Annotated in this window: 20 protein-coding genes and 1 tRNA gene; 14 read left to right on the plus strand and 7 right to left on the minus strand. The window is 62.0% G+C overall.

The features are described from left to right. Positions 1–135 precede the first annotated feature (135 nt). The 3 genes from AC3EMP_RS14225 to AC3EMP_RS14235 form a co-directional block, all read right to left on the minus strand. Positions 136–1,314, minus strand: a complete 1,179-nt coding sequence (locus AC3EMP_RS14225) for a porin (protein WP_027050004.1) — start codon at positions 1,312–1,314, stop codon at positions 136–138. 89 nt (positions 1,315–1,403) lie between these two features. Continuing rightward, positions 1,404–1,664 (minus strand): GIY-YIG nuclease family protein, encoded by a 261-nt coding sequence (locus tag AC3EMP_RS14230; protein WP_027050003.1) that lies wholly within the window; start codon positions 1,662–1,664, stop codon positions 1,404–1,406. Between the two features lie 95 nt (positions 1,665–1,759). Then, a tRNA-Ser gene (locus AC3EMP_RS14235) sits at positions 1,760–1,850 on the minus strand. Positions 1,851–2,313: 463 nt separating this feature from the next. Between AC3EMP_RS14235 and AC3EMP_RS14240 the strand changes: the two genes are divergently transcribed. Both AC3EMP_RS14240 and AC3EMP_RS14245 read left to right on the plus strand, forming a co-directional pair. Beyond that, complete coding sequence (locus tag AC3EMP_RS14240) at positions 2,314–3,477, plus strand: porin (RefSeq protein WP_027050001.1); 1,164 nt, start codon at positions 2,314–2,316, stop codon at positions 3,475–3,477. 240 nt (positions 3,478–3,717) lie between these two features. Then, positions 3,718–4,788: a tyrosine-type recombinase/integrase gene (locus tag AC3EMP_RS14245; RefSeq protein WP_352712906.1), complete on the plus strand. Its 1,071-nt coding sequence runs from the start codon at positions 3,718–3,720 to the stop codon at positions 4,786–4,788. 59 nt (positions 4,789–4,847) lie between these two features. On the opposite strand, the gene AC3EMP_RS14250 is transcribed toward AC3EMP_RS14245, so the two are convergent. Both AC3EMP_RS14250 and AC3EMP_RS14255 read right to left on the minus strand, forming a co-directional pair. Continuing rightward, a complete protein-coding gene (locus AC3EMP_RS14250; protein WP_488494628.1) occupies positions 4,848–5,750 on the minus strand; it encodes an alpha/beta fold hydrolase in 903 nt (300 codons plus the stop codon). Between the two features lie 276 nt (positions 5,751–6,026). Beyond that, positions 6,027–8,060, minus strand: coding sequence for a lytic transglycosylase domain-containing protein (locus AC3EMP_RS14255; RefSeq protein ID WP_352709936.1), 2,034 nt, complete (start codon positions 8,058–8,060; stop codon positions 6,027–6,029). A gap of 277 nt (positions 8,061–8,337) precedes the next feature. On the opposite strand from AC3EMP_RS14255, the gene dapA reads away from it, so the two are divergent. From dapA to AC3EMP_RS14270, 3 genes are all read left to right on the plus strand, one after another. Beyond that, positions 8,338–9,219, plus strand: coding sequence for a 4-hydroxy-tetrahydrodipicolinate synthase (gene dapA / locus AC3EMP_RS14260; RefSeq protein ID WP_023822747.1), 882 nt, complete (start codon positions 8,338–8,340; stop codon positions 9,217–9,219). 25 nt (positions 9,220–9,244) lie between these two features. After that, on the plus strand, positions 9,245–9,724 hold the full coding sequence (smpB, locus tag AC3EMP_RS14265; RefSeq protein ID WP_023687280.1) for an SsrA-binding protein SmpB: 480 nt from the start codon (positions 9,245–9,247) through the stop codon (positions 9,722–9,724). Positions 9,725–9,794: 70 nt separating this feature from the next. Continuing rightward, on the plus strand, positions 9,795–10,514 hold the full coding sequence (locus AC3EMP_RS14270; RefSeq protein ID WP_352653187.1) for a glycoside hydrolase family 25 protein: 720 nt from the start codon (positions 9,795–9,797) through the stop codon (positions 10,512–10,514). A gap of 266 nt (positions 10,515–10,780) precedes the next feature. Here AC3EMP_RS14270 and AC3EMP_RS14275 read toward each other — a convergent pair whose 3' ends face one another. Then, positions 10,781–11,446 carry a uracil-DNA glycosylase gene (locus tag AC3EMP_RS14275; RefSeq protein WP_352597671.1) on the minus strand — a complete coding sequence of 222 codons (666 nt, stop codon included), beginning with the start codon at positions 11,444–11,446 and terminating at the stop codon, positions 10,781–10,783. Beyond that, on the minus strand, positions 11,443–12,024 hold the full coding sequence (locus tag AC3EMP_RS14280; RefSeq protein WP_023670234.1) for a LabA-like NYN domain-containing protein: 582 nt from the start codon (positions 12,022–12,024) through the stop codon (positions 11,443–11,445). The genes AC3EMP_RS14275 and AC3EMP_RS14280 overlap by 4 nt, the downstream gene beginning before the upstream one ends. A gap of 330 nt (positions 12,025–12,354) precedes the next feature. Here AC3EMP_RS14280 and rpoZ point away from each other — a divergent pair, with 330 nt between their 5' ends. The 9 genes from rpoZ (at position 12,355) to era (ending at position 19,965) form a co-directional block, all read left to right on the plus strand. Then, positions 12,355–12,756, plus strand: a complete 402-nt coding sequence (gene rpoZ, locus AC3EMP_RS14285) for a DNA-directed RNA polymerase subunit omega (RefSeq protein WP_023670235.1) — start codon at positions 12,355–12,357, stop codon at positions 12,754–12,756. A gap of 127 nt (positions 12,757–12,883) precedes the next feature. Beyond that, positions 12,884–15,115, plus strand: a complete 2,232-nt coding sequence (locus AC3EMP_RS14290) for a RelA/SpoT family protein (protein WP_023670236.1) — start codon at positions 12,884–12,886, stop codon at positions 15,113–15,115. Positions 15,116–15,231: 116 nt separating this feature from the next. Next, entirely contained in the window at positions 15,232–15,810 is a 579-nt protein-coding gene (pyrE, locus tag AC3EMP_RS14295) for an orotate phosphoribosyltransferase (RefSeq protein WP_023670237.1), read from the plus strand. An 11-nt stretch (positions 15,811–15,821) separates the two neighbouring features. Beyond that, positions 15,822–16,202: a VOC family protein gene (locus AC3EMP_RS14300; protein WP_023702681.1), complete on the plus strand. Its 381-nt coding sequence runs from the start codon at positions 15,822–15,824 to the stop codon at positions 16,200–16,202. A gap of 289 nt (positions 16,203–16,491) precedes the next feature. After that, the gene (locus AC3EMP_RS14305; protein WP_023709783.1) at positions 16,492–17,076 is read left to right on the plus strand and encodes a DUF2062 domain-containing protein; all 585 of its coding nucleotides are present in this window, start codon (positions 16,492–16,494) and stop codon (positions 17,074–17,076) included. Then, entirely contained in the window at positions 17,073–17,486 is a 414-nt protein-coding gene (acpS, locus tag AC3EMP_RS14310) for a holo-ACP synthase (RefSeq protein WP_023670240.1), read from the plus strand. The genes AC3EMP_RS14305 and acpS overlap by 4 nt, the downstream gene beginning before the upstream one ends. A 90-nt stretch (positions 17,487–17,576) precedes the next feature. Then, positions 17,577–18,326: a signal peptidase I gene (gene lepB, locus AC3EMP_RS14315; protein WP_023670241.1), complete on the plus strand. Its 750-nt coding sequence runs from the start codon at positions 17,577–17,579 to the stop codon at positions 18,324–18,326. Further along, positions 18,326–19,042 carry a ribonuclease III gene (gene rnc / locus AC3EMP_RS14320; protein ID WP_023692856.1) on the plus strand — a complete coding sequence of 239 codons (717 nt, stop codon included), beginning with the start codon at positions 18,326–18,328 and terminating at the stop codon, positions 19,040–19,042. Before lepB ends, rnc begins: the two co-directional genes overlap by 1 nt. Further along, positions 19,039–19,965, plus strand: a complete 927-nt coding sequence (gene era / locus AC3EMP_RS14325; RefSeq protein ID WP_023670243.1) for a GTPase Era — start codon at positions 19,039–19,041, stop codon at positions 19,963–19,965. Before rnc ends, era begins: the two co-directional genes overlap by 4 nt. Positions 19,966–19,984: the final 19 nt, after the last annotated feature.

Below are 19,984 nucleotides of genomic sequence, written 5' to 3' on the forward strand. Positions count from 1 at the left end.
TCGCCGCGGCCGCATTGCGACGTGCCTCAAATCGTTGCAGGTCGATCAAATCGTTGGGTGGCGCGGCTGATGCCGTTGGTCGATGAAAACCCGGCGGTTGCCCGCCGGGTTCGATTTTGAGCCAGGCTGTGCGTCTTAGAACGAGCGCTGGAAGCGGAGGAGACCGCCGACGCTGTTCTTGCCGTCTGCATTGGTGAAGTTGACGGTCGAGGAATGGTCCGCATTCCATTGGTCGAACTTGCCGAAGTGATCGTAGTCGACTTCGGCCGTGATCGTGAAGCCGGGAACAACGTCGTAAGCGACGTTCGCCGCCACGCCATAGTTCTTGTCCTCATCACCCGACACCTGGACGTTGAACGAGGTCTTCTCATTGAACTTGTAGGTGCCGCCGGCCCAGAACGCCCAGTTGCCACCCCAGATCTTGTAGAAGCCGCGGTCGTGGGCGTCGATGAAGTTGCTCGAGTCATTGAGATTGTCGTCGCTGCCATAGCCGGCCATACCGAACAGTGACAGTTCGTTGGTCACGTTCCAGTCGACGCGGACCTTGCCTGCGACTTCTTCGTAGTTGCTGTCATAAGCGACGACGCCGGTGATGGCGCCCCAGCCCTGCGTATACTTCACGCCGCCGACGACATGCGGAACGTAGCTGTCGATCGTGCCGACGGTGCCCGAGCCTTCTTCGAGCGAGACCACGGCCGAGAAGCCGTTGCCGGCGTCGAAGTAGTACTGGACGACGTTGGTGTCGAAGTCGCCGTAAGGAACGATCGTATCGTTGATGACGCTGCCGGCGTAGCCGATGAAGGTATCGAAGGCCGATTCATCCTTACCGACGCGCAGGCCACCGAGCTGGATCCAGGCGAAGTTGAGCGAGACATTCTTGTTGCCGGCCGGGTTGCCGATCGGGTCGCCGGAGGTGCTGAAGCCGCCGTAGTTGTTGCGGTTGCCGAAGTTGAAGCGGGTCTCGGTGTAGGTCTTCAACGTGCCGAGTTCGGTTTCCTGGCCGGTCCAGGTCTTCAGCGTGAAGCGGGTATTCTTGAAGAAGGTATCCTGCTCGTCGCCGTCCTTATGGTCGAACGACTTCGCGCCGTCGAACGAACCGACGTCGCCGGCGCCGATGTCATAGCGGGCATAGCCGCCGATGCGCAGGCAGGTTTCGGTGCCGGGAATGTAGAAGTAGCCGGCGCCGTAGACGTCGCAGATCTTGACGTATTCAGCCGGTTCCGGCTCGGCGACGACAACGGCGTCGGCGGCGCGCGCACCGGAAACTGCGATCAGGGCCGCAGCGGAGCCGAGAAGAAGGCTCTTGATGTTCATTTTCTGACCTCCAGTCAGAATCGAGAGTGGAGGTCGATGAAAAGCAGGCTGTTGTTCCGCTTTTCTGTTTTATTTCAAATAGATAAACCTCATGGGTTGCCGGCTGGCACTGTTCGCCAAAACCGCTTGCTCGCAAAGGCCTTGCCCGATCCCGTCTTGAAATACCGCTCGAGTTGCCGGGCGTTGGCCTCGGTTTCAACCCCAATATAGGCCTTCAAGGTGACAGGCAGATAAGCCTTCGTCGACGTCACATGGCCTGATCGGTGCGATTCGAAACGGCGTCGAAGGTCATCTGTCGAGCCGACATAGACATCGCCGTTGTGGAGCTGAAGGAAATAGACGTACCACATGGTCCCCCTACGCTACTTCGTAGCTTCGGGCGACACTCCCACGCCCAAAATGCGGTTCCGGGTGGCCTGCCACCCGAAGCCCGCAGGGCGTAGGGTGGCGGAGAGGATGGGATTCGAACCCACGAGAAGCTTTTGACCTCTACTCCCTTAGCAGGGGAGCGCCTTCGACCACTCGGCCACCTCTCCGTTGCGCCGGTGGATAAAGAAAAGCGCCGGCACAATCAACAAGCCGGCGCCATTATCGGTGAAAAATCCGGATTCGGCCGCCTCAGCCCCTTCGCATGCGGCGATTCTGCGGCAGCTCCCTGGCCGGCGAGTCGGCGACGGAGCCGTAATTTCGGCCGGCCATCGCCGGATTCGGCCGCATTTCGAAGCCCTGGCCAAGGCTTCCAGGCTCTTCGATGGTTAACGAGAGCTTTCTGACTGAGGCCAAATCGTGTCATTTGTGCAACAACGCCAGGGGATAGCGCCCGGATAGCCCTTTTGCCGGTACGATCGTGGTTGAACGCCGCCGCCTCATGGGTAATGTCGAATTCGAAGGAGCGGCGCGGTGCGCATCTTTTTCGGTAGTGGGGATGGGGCAGGGAACGCTGTCCTTCAGCAAAGAATACCCAGACCCGTTTTTTAACTTTTGACTGGAGGTCAGAAAATGAACATTAAGAGCCTTCTTCTCGGCTCCGCTGCGGCCCTGATCGCAGTTTCCGGTGCGCGCGCCGCCGACGCCGTCGTCGTCGCCGAGCCGGAACCGGCTGAATACGTCAAGATTTGCGACGTTTACGGCTCGGGCTACTTCTACATCCCCGGCACCGAAACCTGCCTGCGCATCGGTGGCTATGTCCGTTACGACATCAGCGGCGGTGACGTCGGTTCGTTCGACGGCGCCAAGAGCCGTGACGTGAAGGATGGCGACGAGCAGGAGACCTGGCGCAAGAAGGCCCGCTTCGCGCTGAAGACCTGGACCGGCCAGGAAACTGAGCTCGGCACGTTGAAGACCTACACCGAGACCCGTTTCAACTTCCAGAATGGCAACCGCTATGCCACCATCTCTGGAAATCCTGCTGGCAACACTGGCGCCTCGCTTAACTTCGCCTGGATCCAGCTCGGTGGCCTGCGCGTCGGTAAGGATGAATCGGCCTTCAATACGTTCATCGGCTACGCCGGCAACGTCATCCAGGATACGCTGGTTCCTTACGGCGATTTCGACACCAACGTCATCCAGTACTACTTCGATGCTGGCAACGGCTTCTCCGCCGTTCTCTCGCTCGAAGAAGGCTCGGGCGCCGGCACCACTGGTTTCTACGGCGCGGGCACGATCGACAGCTACGTTCCGCATGTCGTCGGCGGCGTGAAATGGACGCAAGGCTGGGGCGCCATCACCGGCGTCGTCGCCTATGACAGCAACTACGAAGAAGTCGCCGGCAAGGTTCGTTTGGACGTCACCGTGTCGCAGGCCCTGTCCCTCTTCATCATGGCCGGCTATGGCACCGACGACAACCTGTCGGATTCGAGCTATACCTTCGATGCTGGCGGTCGCGGCTTCTACAAGCAGTGGGGCGGCAACTGGGCAGTCTGGGGTGGTGGTACCTACCAGATCAACGAGAAGACCTCGTTCAACATCCAGGGGTCGGGCGACGATGAGAAGAACTATGCCGTCGCGGCGAACGTCGCCTACGACGTCGTCCCCGGCCTGACGGTCACCGCCGAAGTGGACTATGCTCACTGGGGCGAAGATGGCAACAACTGGACCGACCGGAGCGCGGATCCTAAGAAGGACTCTGTTGGCGGCATGCTCCGCTTCCAGCGCTCGTTCTAAGGGCTGGCTTTAAACAGGTGAATACCAGCCCGGGCGCTTCAACGCCCGGGCTGTTTTGTTTCGTGACTGGGGTCAAGACAAGCAAAAGGAACAGGGGGAATCGGCAGCTGAACAGTCCGTAGGGTGAGTTCGTGGGATCCGCTGATGGGCGATGAATTCACAACTGCGTGATTAAATCTCTTGAAAGGACGCTTCCAAGCGGGTAGGTCTGACTCTATCCACTCGGGGGTGTGGCACTTTATGACCATCGACGCGATACAAGAGGGGGATCCCTCCGAACATTTCTCAATGTTCTCTTCTCAAAATGCGAAGATAAAATACAGCTACAACAAGATCAGAGAAGTAAAGTCGCACCGGGTCGGAGAGCTTTTTTCAGCATACCGAGACATACTTTGGGATGACGGGCGGCATAAATACAATGTCAGCTCCTTCATCGGCGAAATAGACGAGATCCTGCTCGGCGATCGTTTTAGCGCCTTTGACCAGAGCACCCTGGACAACCTTATCGGCACCTTGCGCCAGCGCGGCAACAGCAACGCAACCATCAATCGAAAGATGGCTGCCCTCAGGAAACTGCTGCGCAAGGCTTACAAGATGGGGGATATCCACAGCCTGCCCGAGTTCCGCCGCCAGAAGGAGCGGGCGGGACGGATTCGTTTCCTCGAAAGGGACGAAGAAGCAAGGCTGTTCGCCGCCATCAGGATCCGCAGCGAAGATGCCTACCGTCTTTCGGTCTTTCTCGTCGATAGCGGTTGCCGCCTCGGCGAGGCGCTCGGACTGATCTGGAACGATATCCAGGAACATCGCGTCTCGTTTTGGATCACCAAATCCGGCCGCAGCCGCACCATCCCGATGACCGAGCGGGTCAAAGAGGTGATCAAACTGCCGCCCTCAGAGGGCCGCCGGCCCAAGGGTCCGTTCACAAAACTCAGCCAGGCACAATTTCGCGCCATCTGGAACGATGCGAAGGCCGAAGTCGGTCTCGGCGCCGACGACCAGGTGGTGCCGCACATCTTGCGTCACACCTGTGCCTCACGTCTGGTCCAGGGCGGCATCGACATTCGCCGCGTGCAGATGTGGCTCGGCCACCAGACGCTTTCGATGACGATGCGTTACGCGCATCTGGCCACCAACGATCTCGACGGCTGCGTCGTCGTGCTGGAAACGCCCCGCGGCGAGTCTCCGTCCGGTGGAAGTTCGCCATTCGCCTCTCCGCTGACCACGCCCTCGGCGCCGGTGGCCGCGAAAAAGGGTGAAGCAGCCACAGCGAAGGCAGCCAAGGCGCCGCGGAAAAGCTCGAAGGCAAAATAGTTACGGCAGTCCTTCCTATATTGCTATCTCAACCCCAAGGTCAGATTTGATCTTGGGGTTTACTTTATCCGATCCAGATTTTCCGCTTCGTCCAGGAAAGCCGCGATAGCGCTCGGCAGATTGCCTGTCTCCAGGAAGGGCGCATGGCCCTGGCCGTCGACCGTGATCGCGTCCATGCCGGGATGCCGCTTTTGCATCTCGTCGAGTGTGTCGGCCGACAAAAGTTTCGAGTTGGCGCCGCGTATGGCAAGCAAAGGTATGGCCGCCAGCGCCTCGAACTGCGGCCACAGATCCGGCAACGGCTTGCTGACGTCGAGGCCCGCCACCGTCTGGACCAGCCGCGTGTCGAAATCCGGCAGCAGGAGGCCTTCGTCCGTCTCGCGGTAGAGGGCCGACACCATCCGCTTCCAACCCGCCTCGGTCAGAGCGGGAAAATCCGCGCCATGCGCGATGCGTTGGGCCTCGACTGCCCCGGCGCGGCTCTTCGGTTTCGGTGCCGGGTCGAGATAGGTTTGGATATGGGCCAGCCCCGCAGCCTCGATCACCGGTCCGATGTCGTTCAGCACAATGGCTTTCAGCACGGCTGGCCGCAGCGCGCCGAGCACGTGGATGATCAGCCCGCCGCGCGACGTGCCGATGAAGGCCGCTTCCTCGACGTTCAGAGCATCGAGGCCGGCGAGGACATCGCCGGCCTCGATGCCGACATTGTAATGGCTGATGTCAGGGTCGTAGGCAGACAGGCCGCGGCCGCGATAGTCGAAAGCGATGACCTTGCGCGGATGGTCGGCCCGCTGCGACAGATAAAGCGCCAGCTCATGGAAATCGCGCGCGTTGCGGGTCAGGCCGGGCAGGCAAACGACCTGCCAGTCTGCCGAATTGGTCTCGCCATAGACGCGGGCGTGAAGCTTGAGCCCGTCCGGCGCGGTGTAGAAAAAGTCGGAGAAGCCGTCGGTGCTCGACATATTAAAAGGACTCCCTGTCCGGATTGTCTCCGTCTGCTACAGGCGAGGGTGGGAGCGGTCAAATCGAGGGTTGTCGGCAAGCTGACACTCTTGGAAATGCCGGACATCTCCCCCACGAGGGGGGAGATTGGCGGTTCAGGCGCTACGCCCTTCCTTCGACGTTGGAGATCGGCGGAATCGGCAATGACAGCTGATCTCCCCACTCGTGGGGGAGATGGCCGGCAAGGGGGGCGCGAAGGATCGCCAACGTCTGCCCGTGGCGACAGCTCTGCGGCCTCAGCCTCTTCCGTTCACCAAATCCCCAACGATATCGTACTTCCCCGAAATGCGCATCTTGTAGACCTCGTAATTCTCCATCACGCGCTGCACGTAACTTCTTGTTTCGGTGTAGGGAATTCGCTCGATCCAGTCGACGACGGCGTCGATGCCCTTGCCGCGCGGGTCGCCGTACTTGGCTACCCATTGGCTGGCGCGGTTAGGGCCGGCATTGTAGCCGGCGAAGGTCAGCACATAGGAGCCGCCGAAGCGGTCGAGCTGCTCGCCAAGGAAGGCAGCCCCCAGCGTCGCATTGTAACCGGCATCGCTGGTCAGCCGATCCTGGGAAAAGCTCAGTCCTGCCTTCTTCGCCAATTGCTTGGCGGTGCCCGGCATCAGCTGCAGCAGGCCGCGCGCGCCGGCGCTGGAGACGGCGCCGACATTGAATTCGCTTTCCTGGCGGGCGATCGCATAGGCCAGCGCCTTGCCCGAGCCGGATATGTCGGCGGTGTCGGGAATGACGCCCAGCGGATGCGACAGCGCGCCGACATCGATGCCGCGCGCGCCGGCGATCTTGCCGATCTTCAGCGCCATGAAATGATTGCCCTGCTTTTCCGCCAGCACCGCAAGCAGCGCCAGCTCGCCGGGGCTGGTCAACTGCCCGGCGAGGTCGCGGTAAAGCGTCTCGGCATAGCGGTCGTAGCCCGCCTCCTGCAGCCGCTTGATGGCGCTGACGGCTTCGCGGCCGTCAAAGCTTTGGCGGTCGGCAGTGCTTGGCTCGGGATAGACGATGTTCAGCGTGCGCAAGCCAACCCGTTCCGCCGCCAACTGCCCGTAGAAAGTGGTGCCATAGGCTGCCGCCTTGGTGAAATAATCCTTCGCATTGCCGGGACCGCCGACTTCCGCCGCGCGGCCAAGCCAGTAATAGGCGCGTGACAGCGACATCGGTCCCTGCGCGAGATCGGCGATGCGGGCAAAATGGGTCGAGGCCGTCGCAGGATCGTTAAGGCCGCGCAACGCATACCAGCCGGCGTGGAATTCGGCCTCGGCGGCGCTGGCGGGGCTTTCGGCGGCATGCGCGGCAACGATCTTGTAGGCGGTCTTCCAGTCGCCCTGGTCGACCAGTGCGCGCGACAGCACGCGGCGCTCGACCCACCAGGCATCGGGATCGACCAGCGCGTCGCGGCTCGTTGGCGCTTTCATCATCACCGCGGCGGCGTCCGCAAACTTCCGCTGCTTGCGCAGATATTCGGCTTGCGCGAAGAAATAGCCGGCCGATTGCTGCGCGGCAGGCACCGCTTTCAACAGCTTGGCCGCGTTCTTGTCGCCACGCGAGGCGGCGGCCCAGGCATCGGCCAGCGGTTGCGTGCCGGCAAGTGCTGCGACCCGCAGTGCCGAATTCTCCCGGTCGGCATAAAACATCCGTTCCATGCGGAAACGATGGTCGGCAGCCGGAATGATGGCGCCAAACTCCTTGCTGACGGCCGCCTCGTCCCTGGCTTCCAGCTTCTCGGTGCGCCAGAATGGCGACAGCACGGAAAGCGCAGCCTTGGTGTTGCCAAGAGCTACATAAGAACGGGCAAGGATGACCACGCCTTGAAAGGTCAGCGGCTGGCTGCCGTCAAAGGCTTTCACCACGGTCTGCGACGAGGGGTTTTCGCGATAAAGCGCGCGCTCGCTGTTCTTGCGCAGAGCGATGGTGCCGGGCCAATTCGGCAACATCTTTGCGGTATCGGCAATCTCGCTGCTCGGCACACGGTCGCCGCCATAGAGCGCGATCGCCCAGGCCAGGATATGGCGGTCCAGCGAACTGGCCGGCAATGTTTCGCGCACCGCTCGTGCCGCGGCGATATCGCCGGTCGCCAACGCGTCGAGACTGCCTTTCAACACGGCGATATTGGCGGAGGGCGCATCGGTCTGCGCTCCATCTTGCATGTCAGGCATCGGGATCGATGAGGTCGTCTGCTCGTCGACGCTCTCGTTTGCCGCCGTTCCCACTATCAGCAGGGCAACGGCGCCAAGCAATATGAAGCGGAGTGGCCGACTGGCCGGCATGATCCTGATCTTTCCCTGTTGCGGCACTTTAGATGGCAAGCCCAGGTGCCCGAGAGCCTAGACTTAGGTCGTGAAGAGCTCGTAAACAAAGGGTTATCGAGGCCGTTCGAATTGCGCTTGCTGGCACCATCGGCATGCTTGCCGCGCAACAGTGTCGAGACTATGGTGCGCGGCTTCGCTTTCGGCTAGAAGGCGCCCGATGCAGTCGCCCAAAAGTGGGAACCGGTTTTGGGACGACGACATGCATAAACAAACAAGTCCCAAGGAGTTGGACGACATGCTGAGAGGCTCGCTTACTGCGCTCGTGACGCCGTTCGAAAAGAGCGGACGTTTCGACGAGAAAGCCTTTCGCGCTTTCGTCGAATGGCAACTTGGCGAGGGCACGACGGGCCTCGTCCCGGTCGGCACCACCGGTGAGTCGCCGACGCTGTCGCATGACGAGCATCGCCATGTCGTCAAGGTCTGCATCGATGTGGCCAAGGGCCGCGCTCCGGTCGTCGCCGGCGCCGGCTCCAACAACACCGCGGAAGCGGTCGGTCTGGTGCAATATGCCGAGCAGGCGGGCGCCGATGCCGCTCTGGTCGTCACGCCTTATTACAACAAGCCAACACAGCGCGGCTTGTACGAGCATTTCGCCGCTGTCGCCAGGGCGACCAAGCTGCCGATCATCATCTACAACATCCCGCCGCGCTCGGTGATCGACATGATGCCGGAGACGATGGGCAGGCTGGCGCACGACTTCCAGAACATCGTCGGCGTCAAGGATGCCACCGGCAAGGTCGAGCGCGTGTCCGAACAGCGCGCCACCTGCGGCAAGGATTTCATCCAGCTTTCAGGGGAGGATGCCTCGGCGCTCGGCTTCAACGCCCATGGCGGCGTCGGCTGCATCTCGGTGACGTCGAATGTCGCGCCGCGGCTGTGCGCCGAGTTCCAGGAGGCCACGCTGTCCGGCGACAGCGCCAAGGCGCTGGAATTGCAGGACCGTCTGCTGCCGCTGCACAAGGCGATCTTCCTCGAGCCCGGCCTGTGCGGCGTCAAATACGCGCTGTCGAAAATTGGCAAGGTCGAGAACGTGGTGCGCTCGCCGCTGGTGACGATCGAGCCATCGACCGCCGAGAAGATCGATGCGGCGATGAAGCACGCCGGCTTGATAAACTAGGGATGAGGCGCCACCTCTCCACATCATGAACCAAGTCAGAAAAGCCGATCCCAACAACAAGACCGTTGCGGAAAACCGCAAGGCGCGGTTTTCCTATGAGGTGCTCGACACGGTCGAGGCCGGCCTTGTGCTGACCGGCACCGAGGTCAAGTCGCTGCGCCAGGGCCAGGCCAACATCCAGGACAGCTACGCCTCGGTCGAGGGCGGCGAGATCTGGCTGATCAACTCCTATCTGCCGGAATATCTGCAGGCCAACCGCTTCAACCATGAGCCCAGACGGCGCCGCAAGCTGCTGCTCAACAAGCGCGAGATGGCAAAACTGGCGCAGAGCATCGACCGCGAAGGCATGACGCTGGTGCCGCTCAAAATCTACTTCAACGACCAGGGCCGCGCCAAGCTGCTGCTTGCCGTCGGCCGCGGCAAGAAACTGCACGACAAGCGCGAGAGCGAAAAGCAGCGCGACTGGTCGCGCGAAAAGGGCCGGCTCATGAAGGAACGCGGCTAGAACCTCGGGCAGTCCCAGAAAAGCCAGACGTCGGCTTTCAGGTTTCGAACAGCTGCAGCAGCAAAACACGATGGGGGAAGGCTTGAAGAACCGGATCATCCTCTGGGGTGCGGCCAGTCTGGTCTTTGCGGGTCTTGTCGGGGCAGGCGGCTTCTTCTATTTCCGGGCCTTCTCGCCGGATCGTGACAGCTATCCGGTCAGGGGTATCGACGTTTCCCATCATCAGGGTGAGATCGACTGGCGGCGCGTTGCCGCCGACGATGTCGCCTTCGCGGTCATCAAGGCGACCGAGGGCGGCGACCATGTCGACGATGCCTTCGCCAAGAATCTGCGCGAGGCGCGCGCGGCCGGCCTCGCCGTCGGCGCCTATCACTTCTTCACCTTCTGCCGGCCGGGCGCCGACCAGGCGAAAAATTTCATCGCGGTGGTGCCGCACGACCAGCCGCTGCTGCCACCGGTCGTCGACATCGAATTCGGCGGCAACTGCCCGCAACGCCCGTCGCCGGAACAGCTGAGCGCGGAACTCCAGGCCTTCCTCGGACCGGTTGAAGCTGCGTTCGGCAAGCCGGCGATCATCTACCTGACCGACGAGGCCGAGGACGCCTATGCCGGGAAAATCGACGTTCGCCCGCTCTGGCGTCGCTCGTTGCTCCTGGAGCCAGGTCGCAACGACTGGATCTACTGGCAGTACCACAATATGGGCCGCGTCGACGGCATCGTCGGCGATGTCGATCTGAATGTGCTGAAGGGCGGGCAGGAGAAGCTGGCTGAGTTGTTTGCCGCGCCTTGACCTGGCGTGCTCGACCGGCGCGAGATTGGAACCAAACATCGCGGCGCTGATCGGCCCTACCCAGCGTTCCGGCCAGTCTGCGCGCTAACGAAGGTCGGTTTCAGACCGAGCGCTTCCGGACTTTCATGATTGTCGCAATTCCGGGTTCCCGTCGCCGCTCAAGGCTTTGGAGAGCGCCTGTCTCGTCGTGCCTGCCTTTCGGCAAGCTTCGTCATCCGCGCCCGGGCAAGCCAAGGGCAAGATCGTGCTGGCGGGGTTCTGAAGGCTTAATTGCGCAGGAACTCAGCGATGTCGCTGAAAACCTTGACGAACATCGTCTCCGTCAAGACACCGGTGTTGGTGTTGTAGCGCGAGCAGTGATAGCTGGAAAACAGCGTGACGCCGCCGGCCGGCAACTGACCGCCGTGCTTGAACGGATAGGCGGCGACGCGCTGGCCCAGCGCCCTGACGGTCGACTGGTGGGCGATGGAGCCCAGCGCCAGCAGGGCGCGCAGTTTGGGAAAGCGTGCAATCGTCGGCACCAGAAAGCTGCGGCAAGTGGCGATCTCGGCGCCGACCGGCTTGTTTTCAGGCGGCACGCAGCGCACCGCATTGGTGATCGCGGTGCCGATCAGTTCGAGCCCGTCATCCGGCCGCGCCTTGAACTCGCCGCGGGCAAGACCGTGAGCGATCATCGTTGAGTAGAGCAGGTCGCCGGCATAGTCGCCGGTGAACGGTCGCCCGGTGCGGTTGGCGCCGCGCAGGCCGGGCGCCAGCCCGACGATCAGCAGCTCGACGGCGTCCTCGCCATCAGGCGGCAGGAAAGTCGGCACCGGCGCATTGAACCACGACGGCTCGCGCTGCCGCCAGTCTGCGATGAAATCATGCAGGCGCGGGCAGAGCGGGCAGTCGCGGTCGGGTTCGGGAGCGGCGTCCAAGGCCGCCGCCGTCAATAGTCTTCCTCTTCGACTTCGGCCGGCTCGGGCCTGCGCACCGGCCGTTCGGAGGGATCGCGGCCGACCTCGTTCTTCAGCGAGGTCAAATCGATGAAATGGTCGGCCTGGCGGCGCAGATCGTCCGAGATCATCGGTGGTTGCGAGGCCATGGTGGAGACGATCGAGACCTTGCGGCCGCGCCGCTGCAGCGCTTCGACCAGTGTGCGGAAGTCGCCGTCGCCGGAGAAGATGACATAGTGATCGACAACATCGGCAAGTTCGAGCGCATCGACGGTCAGTTCGATGTCCATATTGCCCTTGATCTTGCGGCGGCCGGTCGAGTCGGTGAATTCCTTGGCCGGCTTGGTCACCACCTTGAAGCCATTGTAGTCGAGCCAGTCGATCAAAGGGCGGATCGAAGAGTATTCCTGATCCTCGACCAGAGCGGTGTAGTAATAGGCGCGCAGCAAATAGCCGCGCTTCTGGAAGCTGGACAGCAGTTTGCGGTAGTCTATGTCGAAGCCGAGTGCGCGCGAGGTGGCGTAGAGATTGGCGCCGTCTATGAAAAGAGCGATTTTTTCACGGGGGTCGAACATGGCAATATTCCTTTTTCGAAATAGGTGGCGGACTAATCGAAATGGGTCGTTATATCGGTCGGCTCGTAAATAAACCGGCTGACCTTTCGTCAACCGAGATAGCGCCAGTTTTACGGCAATCCAAGGGTGCCGGGGCGCACTGCAAGCAATTGTGATCGGAGCCGTGTCGTCGCCGGTAGGCGGGCTTTGCCGGCAAGGCATTCACCGGCGCCAGAGACTGGCATTCGCCAGCCGATGGGGCCACGGCGCCATAATGCTTGTATTTTGGCGGCGTTCGGGTTATGGACCGCGCCTGTTTTCCATCAAATCCAGGCATGAAAGGGGCAATCAATGGCCCGCGTAACCGTTGAAGACTGCATCGACAAGGTCGACAACCGCTTCGAGCTCGTGCTGCTCGCCGGCCACCGTGCCCGCCAGATCAGCCAGGGCGCGCCGATCACCGTGCCCCGCGACAACGACAAGAACCCGGTCGTAGCGCTGCGCGAGATCGCCGACGAGACGCTGTCGCCCGACGACCTCAAGGAAGATCTGATCCACTCGCTGCAGAAGCATGTCGAGGTCGACGAGCCCGAGGCCGACGGCGAGGCGATCGCCGACCAGACCGGCAACGCAGTTGCAGCTACCGATGCCGACGACGCCGAAGAAAACGTCACCTTCGATCGCATGACCGAGGAAGACCTTTTGGCCGGCATCGAGGGCCTGGTTCCCCCGGAAAAGAGCGACGACTACTAATCGCTGCCCTGGACCTGCCGGGAATATGGTTCCGGCACTTCCGTCCCGTGAGTTTCGTGGCTATCTATGAGATGCGCCGTACATCAGTGCGGCGCATCAATCATTTCAGCACCGTGAGAACCCGCCCATGATGCGTCAGTATGAGCTTGTCGAGCGCGTTGCGCGCTACAAGCCTGACGTCAACGAGGCGTTGCTCAACAAGGCCTATGTCTACGCCATGCAGAAGCATGGCCACCAGAAGCGCGCTTCCGGCGATCCCTATTTCTCGCATCCGCTCGAAGTCGCCGCCATCCTCACCGAAATGCACATGGACGAGGCGACGATCGCCGTCGCCTTGCTGCATGACACGATCGAGGACACCACCGCGACGCGGGCCGAGATCGACGATCTGTTCGGCCCCGAAATGGGCAAGCTGGTCGAAGGCCTGACCAAGCTGAAGAAGCTCGATCTCGTCTCCAAGAAGGCCGAGCAGGCGGAAAACCTGCGCAAGCTGTTGCTGGCCATCTCGGAGGATGTCCGCGTTCTGCTGGTCAAGCTCGCCGACCGGCTGCACAACATGCGCACCCTCGACCACATGCCCGAGGCCAAGCGCCTGCGCATCGCCGAGGAGACGATGGACATCTACGCGCCGCTGGCCGGGCGCATGGGCATGCAAGGCATGCGTGAGGAGCTGGAAGAGATCGCCTTCCGCTTCATCAATCCGGAAGCCTACCGCGCCGTCACCGCGCGGCTTGCCGAGATATTCGAGCGCAACAAGGGTGTGCTGACCGACATCGAAAAGGCGCTGTCGGCGCTGTTCGAGAAGCATGCCATCAATGCCGGGGTGAAGAGCCGGCAGAAGAAGCCGTGGTCGGTGTTCCGCAAGATGGAGGCCAAGGCGCTGTCCTTCGAGCAGCTCTCGGACATCTTCGGCTTCCGCGTCGTCGTCGACAGCGTCGAAGACTGTTACCGCGCGCTCGGCGCCATCCACACCACATGGTCGATGGTGCCTGGCCGCTTCAAGGACTACATTTCTACGCCCAAGCAGAACGACTACCGTTCGATCCACACCACCATTGTCGGCCCGTCGCGCCAGCGCGTCGAACTGCAGATCCGCACCCGCGAGATGAACAAGATCGCCGAATATGGCGTCGCCGCCCATTCGATCTACAAGGACACCGGCGGCAAGACGAACGGCGCCGCCCATGCGATCTCGAAGGAGACCAACGCCTATGCCTGGCTGCGGCGCACCATCGAGCAACTGGCAGAAGGCGACAACCCGGAAGACTTCCTCGAAAATACCAAGCTGGAGCTGTTCCAGGACCAGGTATTCTGCTTCACGCCGAAAGGCATGCTGATTGCGCTGCCGCGCGGCGCCACGCCCATCGACTTCGCCTATGCCGTGCACACCGATGTCGGCGACACCTGCGTCGGTGCCAAGGTCAACGGCCGCATCATGCCGCTAATGACGGAACTGAAGAACGGCGACGAGGTCGAGATCATCCGCTCCAAGGCGCAAGTGCCGCCGGCGGCGTGGGAGTCGGTGGTGGTCACCGGCAAGGCGCGTTCAGCCATCCGCCGCGCCACCAAGAACGCCATTCGCAAGCAATATTCAGGTCTTGGTGCCCGCATTCTCGAGCGCGCCTTCGAACGCGCCGGCAAGACCTTCACCAAGGAAAGCCTGAAGCCGGTGCTGCACCGGCTGGCGCGCAAGGACATCGAGGATGTGCTGGCCTCGGTCGGGCGCGGCGAACTTGCCTCGACCGACGTCATGAAGGCCGTCTTCCCAGACTACAAGGACGAGCGCGTCACCGTCAGCGCCCCCAAGCAGCGCGAGGAGGGCTGGTCGAAGATCCGCAACGCCGCCGGCATGCTGTTCCAGATGCCCGGCACACGAGCCGCGCGCAAGGACAAGGACCAGCCGCGCGATGGCGCGGTGCCGATCCGCGGCGTGCGCGGCGACCTGCCGGTGCGTTTCGCGCCGGAAGGGGCCGTGCCTGGCGACCGCATCGTCGGCATTGTCCAGCCGGGCACCGGCATCACCATCTATCCCATCCAGTCGCCGGCGCTGCAGGCCTTCGACGACCAGCCGGAGCGCTGGATCGACGTGCGCTGGGACATTGACGAGCAGACCAAGGAGCGCTTTCCGGCGCGCGTCTCGGTCACCGCCATCAACGCGCCGGGCTCGCTCGCCGACATCGCCCAGGTCGTTGCCTCCAACGACGCCAACATTCATACGCTGTCGATGGTGCGCACCGCGCCCGACTTCACCGAAATGCTGATCGATCTCGAAGTCTGGGATCTGAAGCACCTCAACCGGCTGCTGTCGCAGCTCAAGGATAATTCGAGCGTCAGCGATGCGCGGCGTGTGAATGGGTGAATAGTGAATAGTGAATAGTGAATAGTGAATAGTGAAAGAAGGCGTTCTCACTACCATTCACCATTCACCAATTCACCATTCACCATTCACCATTCACCATGGACATGGGGCGAGTTATGAATACCGACGAAGTTCTGGGCATTTTCCGCGAGGCAGGCGCTGTTCTGGAGGGACATTTCATCCTGACGTCGGGTCTGCGCAGCCCGGTCTTCCTGCAGAAGGCGCGCGTCTTCATGCATGCCGACAAGACCGAGCGGCTTTGCAAGGCGCTGGCCGAAAAGATCCGCAAGGCGGTGCCGGGCAAGGTCGACTACGTCGTCGGCCCGGCGATCGGCGGCCTGATCCCGGCCTATGAGACGTCGCGCCATCTCGGTGTGCCAGCAATCTGGGTGGAGCGCGAAGGCGGCGAGTTCAGGCTGCGCCGCTTTGAGATCGCGCCGGGATCGCGCGTCGTCATCGTCGAGGACATCGTCACCACTGGTCTTTCGATCCGCGAAACCATCGACTGCCTGCGCGCGATTGGCGCCGAGGTCGTGGCGGCGGCCTGCATCATCGACCGCTCGGCCGGCAAGACCAATGTCGGCGTGCCGCTGATCGCGCTTGCCGAATATGAGGTGCCGGCCTATCCCGCCGACCGCCTGCCGCCGGAACTTGCCGCCATCCCGGCGATCAAGCCGGGTAGCCGCAACATTTAGGGGACATCACCATGATCGCCGGCATCGATCATTTCGTGCTGACGGTCCGCTCGGTGGAGGACAGCTGCGCCTTCTACCAGCGGGTGCTTGGCCTCAAGCGCCTCGACGAGCCGAACCGGCCGACGGGGTTGCTGTTCGGATCGCAGAAGATCAATCTGCATCAGGCAACGCACACTTTCGAACCGAAAGCCAAGACGCCGATGCCTGGGTCCGGCGATTTCTGCCTGATCGCCGCAAGGCCGCTTGCCGAGATTTGCGCCAGTCTGGAAGCCAACGGCGTTGCCATCGAAGTCGGCCCGGTCGAGCGCACCGGCGCCCGCGGTAAGATGATGTCGGTCTATTTCCGCGATCCGGACAGCAATTTGGTCGAAGTCAGCGAATATCGGGAATAGTCTATCCGCCTCGGCGTCGTCTTCGCGCGGACATTGCCGTCGTCAGGGAGCTTTCATCGATATTGTCCTCAGTTTCGCCCCAATGGCGCTCTTGTTACCCGCCTGCGGCAGACCATCGTTACCCGCCTGCGGCAGACCATCGCGGCGGCGTTTCATTGTTCCGCCGCAAGGCAGTCGCTATATCAAAGTCGTTGTTGCCTTTCTGCGCCCTCGAAGCGCAAGATGGAGCGACCGCGCCCGGCCAGGGATGGTTGCAATTTGGGCGTGACGAACCGGGAACTGGAACAGAGTGCTTTTTCGACGCCGAAAGCCTGATGGCATTCTGGAGCGGGTGCGTACCTATCTGTGGCCGCGCCGCTCGTTTTCGCGCTCGTTGCAATATTTCTCCAAGCGCATCCTGCGGCTGAAGGCGACACCGCATGCGGTCGCGGCCGGCGTCGCGGCCGGCGTTTTCGCCTCCTTCTTTCCGCTCGGCTTCCATTTCGCCGTCGCCGCCGTGCTCTGCTGGGTGGTCGCCGGCAATCTGGTGGCCGCCGCCCTCGGCGCGGTATTCTTCGGCAATCCGCTGACTTTCCCGCTGCTGTGGGGAGCGTCCTGGGAAGTCGGCAAGCTGATCCTGCATGAACGCCTGCCCAAGAACGGACCGCCTGCGCATCTTGGTGAGATGATGCACACGCTGTCGTTTGCAAAACTGTGGCATCCGGTGCTCGAGCCGATGCTGATCGGCGCTGTGCCGCTCGGCCTGATCTTCGGGCTGATCTTCTACGGTATCACCCGCTGGGGGATGACAGCCTTTCGCGAGCAGCGCAGGAAGCGCATGGCAGAGCGGGCGCATAAGGCCGAGCACCGCGGACGGGAAGTTCCGGCGGAATGATCATCGGCATCGGCAGCGACCTGATCGACATCAGACGCATCGAAAAGTCGCTGGAACGGCATGGTCAGCGCTTCATCCAGCGCATCTACACCGAGGTCGAACAGGTCCGCTCGGAAGGCCGCAAGGGCCGCGCAGCCTCCTATGCCAAGCGCTTCGCCGCCAAGGAGGCCTGCGCCAAGGCGCTTGGCACCGGCCTGGCGCAGGGCGTGTTCTGGCGCGACATGGGGGTCGCCAACCTGCCCAGCGGCGCGCCGACGATGGCGCTGACCGGGGGAGCGGCGGCACGGCTGGCCAAAATCCTGCCACAGGGGCACAGAGCGGCGATCCACCTCACAATCACCGATGATTTCCCGCTTGCTCAAGCCTTTGTGATCATCGAGGCGTTGCCCGCCGAACAAGCGCCACATTGATTGCATCAGACGACCGCTATCTAACGCCGACTTGACGTTGCCGAGCGCGCGCCGAGACTCTATACCATCCAACGCACAATCGAGGACGACATGAGCGTGGCTGAAAAATCCGAGAAGAAATCCGGCGGGCTTGGCGAAATCGTCAGCGTCATCATCCAGGCTTTGCTGCTGGCCATGGTCATCCGCACGTTGCTATTCCAGCCCTTCTCGATCCCGTCCGGCTCTATGCGGCCGACCTTGCTCGAAGGCGACTATCTGTTCGTCACCAAATGGTCCTACGGCTTCTCGCGTTATTCGCTGCCATTCGGCCCCGACATCTTTTCCGGCCGCATCTGGGGTTCCGATCCGAAGCGCGGCGACGTGGTGGTCTTCAAGTTCCCGCCGGATCCGTCGCTCGACTACATCAAGCGCGTCGTCGGCCTGCCGGGGGACAAGATCCAGATGAAGGACGGCCAATTGTTCATCAACGGCCAGGGCGTGCCTCGTGTGAAAACCGGCCAGATCCAAAATCCTGATATCACGGAAGTGCCTGAGCCGGTCGACGTCTATCGCGAGACCCTGCCCAACGGCGTCAGCTACGACACGCTCGACCTGACACCGAATTCGATCACCGACAACACCCGCGAGTTCGTCGTGCCCCCCGGCAACTATTTCATGATGGGCGACAACCGCGACAATTCCTCCGACAGCCGCCTCAGCGTCGGCTACGTGCCGGCGGAGAACCTTGTCGGCCGCGCTAACATCGTCTTCTTCTCGATCGCCGGGAAGGCGAGCCCGCTCGAGATCTGGAAATGGCCGTCGCTGGTGCGCCTGTCGCGCCTGTTCCATTTCGTGAATTGATGGCTTTGAAGCGCCCGACGGGTGAAACTCTGGCCGATTTGGTGACAGCCAAAACCGGCCATTCCTTCCGGGATGTCCGTTTGCTCGAGACCGCGCTGACCCATTCCAGTGCGGTCAAGGCAAGCAGCAACAACCAGCGCCTCGAATTCCTTGGCGACCGCGTGCTCGGCCTGATCGTTGCCGACCTGCTTTTCGAAAAGTTTCCTGAAGCGCCGGAAGGTGAAATCGCCCCGCGCTTCAATGCCCTGGTCGATGCGCGGACATGCTCCGAGATCGGCATTGAAATGCAGCTCGAAGATCTGGTTCGGGCCGACGCTGCCTTGAAGGCGCGCTCGCGCGGCTCGGGCGGAAACTATCTGGCGGATGCGGTCGAGGCGCTGATCGCGGCGGTCTATATCGACGGCGGCCTCGATGCCGCAAGGCAATTCGTCCTGCGTTACTGGGAGCCGCGCTCGCAAAAGGTGGTGGCCAAGCCGCCCAATCCGAAATCCGACCTGCAGGAATGGATCGCCAAGACCAGCGATGTCAGGCCCGAATACGCGATCGAGAAACGCGAGGGACCTGAACATCAACCGGTTTTCACGGTGTCCGTGAAGGTCGGCGGTTTTGCGCCGGCAAGCGGCACGGGCGGCTCTCGCCGCGCAGCCGAAGAAGCGGCGGCATCGGCGTTTCTTATGCGCGAGGGCATCTGGGCCAACCAAGGGAGTGCGGCGTGACCGGCAGCGAAGATCTCCCTCCGGCAGCGGAGGCCACGCATTCCGGCTTCGTTGCCCTGATTGGGGCGCCCAATGCCGGCAAGTCGACGCTGGTCAACCAACTGGTCGGCGCCAAGGTGTCGATCGTCACCCACAAGGTGCAGACCACCCGCGCCATCGTGCGCGGCATCGCCACGCATGACAACGCGCAGATCGTCTTTGTCGATACGCCCGGCATCTTCAAGCCGAAGCGCCGGCTCGACACCGCGATGGTGACCACCGCCTGGGGTGGCGCCAAGGACGCCGATATCGTGCTTCTGCTGATCGATGCCGAGCGCGGCATCAGGGGTGACGCCGACGCCATCCTCGAGCGGCTGAAGGACGTCCGCCAGCCGATGGTGCTGATCCTCAACAAGGTCGACCGGGTCAAGCACGAGGCGCTGCTGGCCCTGGCTGCGGCAGCAAACGAAAAGGTGCCGTTCAAGCGCACCTTCATGGTCTCGGCGCTGACCGGCTCCGGCTGCAAGGATTTGCTCGACTATCTCGCGCAAGCGCTGCCGGTCGGCCCCTGGTACTATCCGGAAGACCAGATCTCGGACCTGCCGATGCGCCAACTGGCCGCCGAGATCACCCGCGAGAAGCTGTATCTGCGGCTGCATCAGGAGTTGCCCTATTCCTCGCATATCGAGACCGAGAAATGGGAAGAGAAACCGGACGGCTCGGTGCGCATCGACCAGACCATCTATGTCGAGCGCGACAGCCAGAAGAAGATCGTGCTCGGCCACAAGGGCGAGACCATCCGCGCCATCGGCCAGTCGGCGCGCATGGAAATAGCCGGCATTCTCGAGCAGAAAGTGCACCTGTTCTTGTTCGTCAAAGTGCGTGAAAACTGGGGCGACGACCCCGAACGCTACCGTGAGATGGGGCTTGAGTTTCCCCATTGAGCTTCATCGTCTAGAAATG

The organism is Mesorhizobium sp. P160219, from assembly GCF_057786095.1.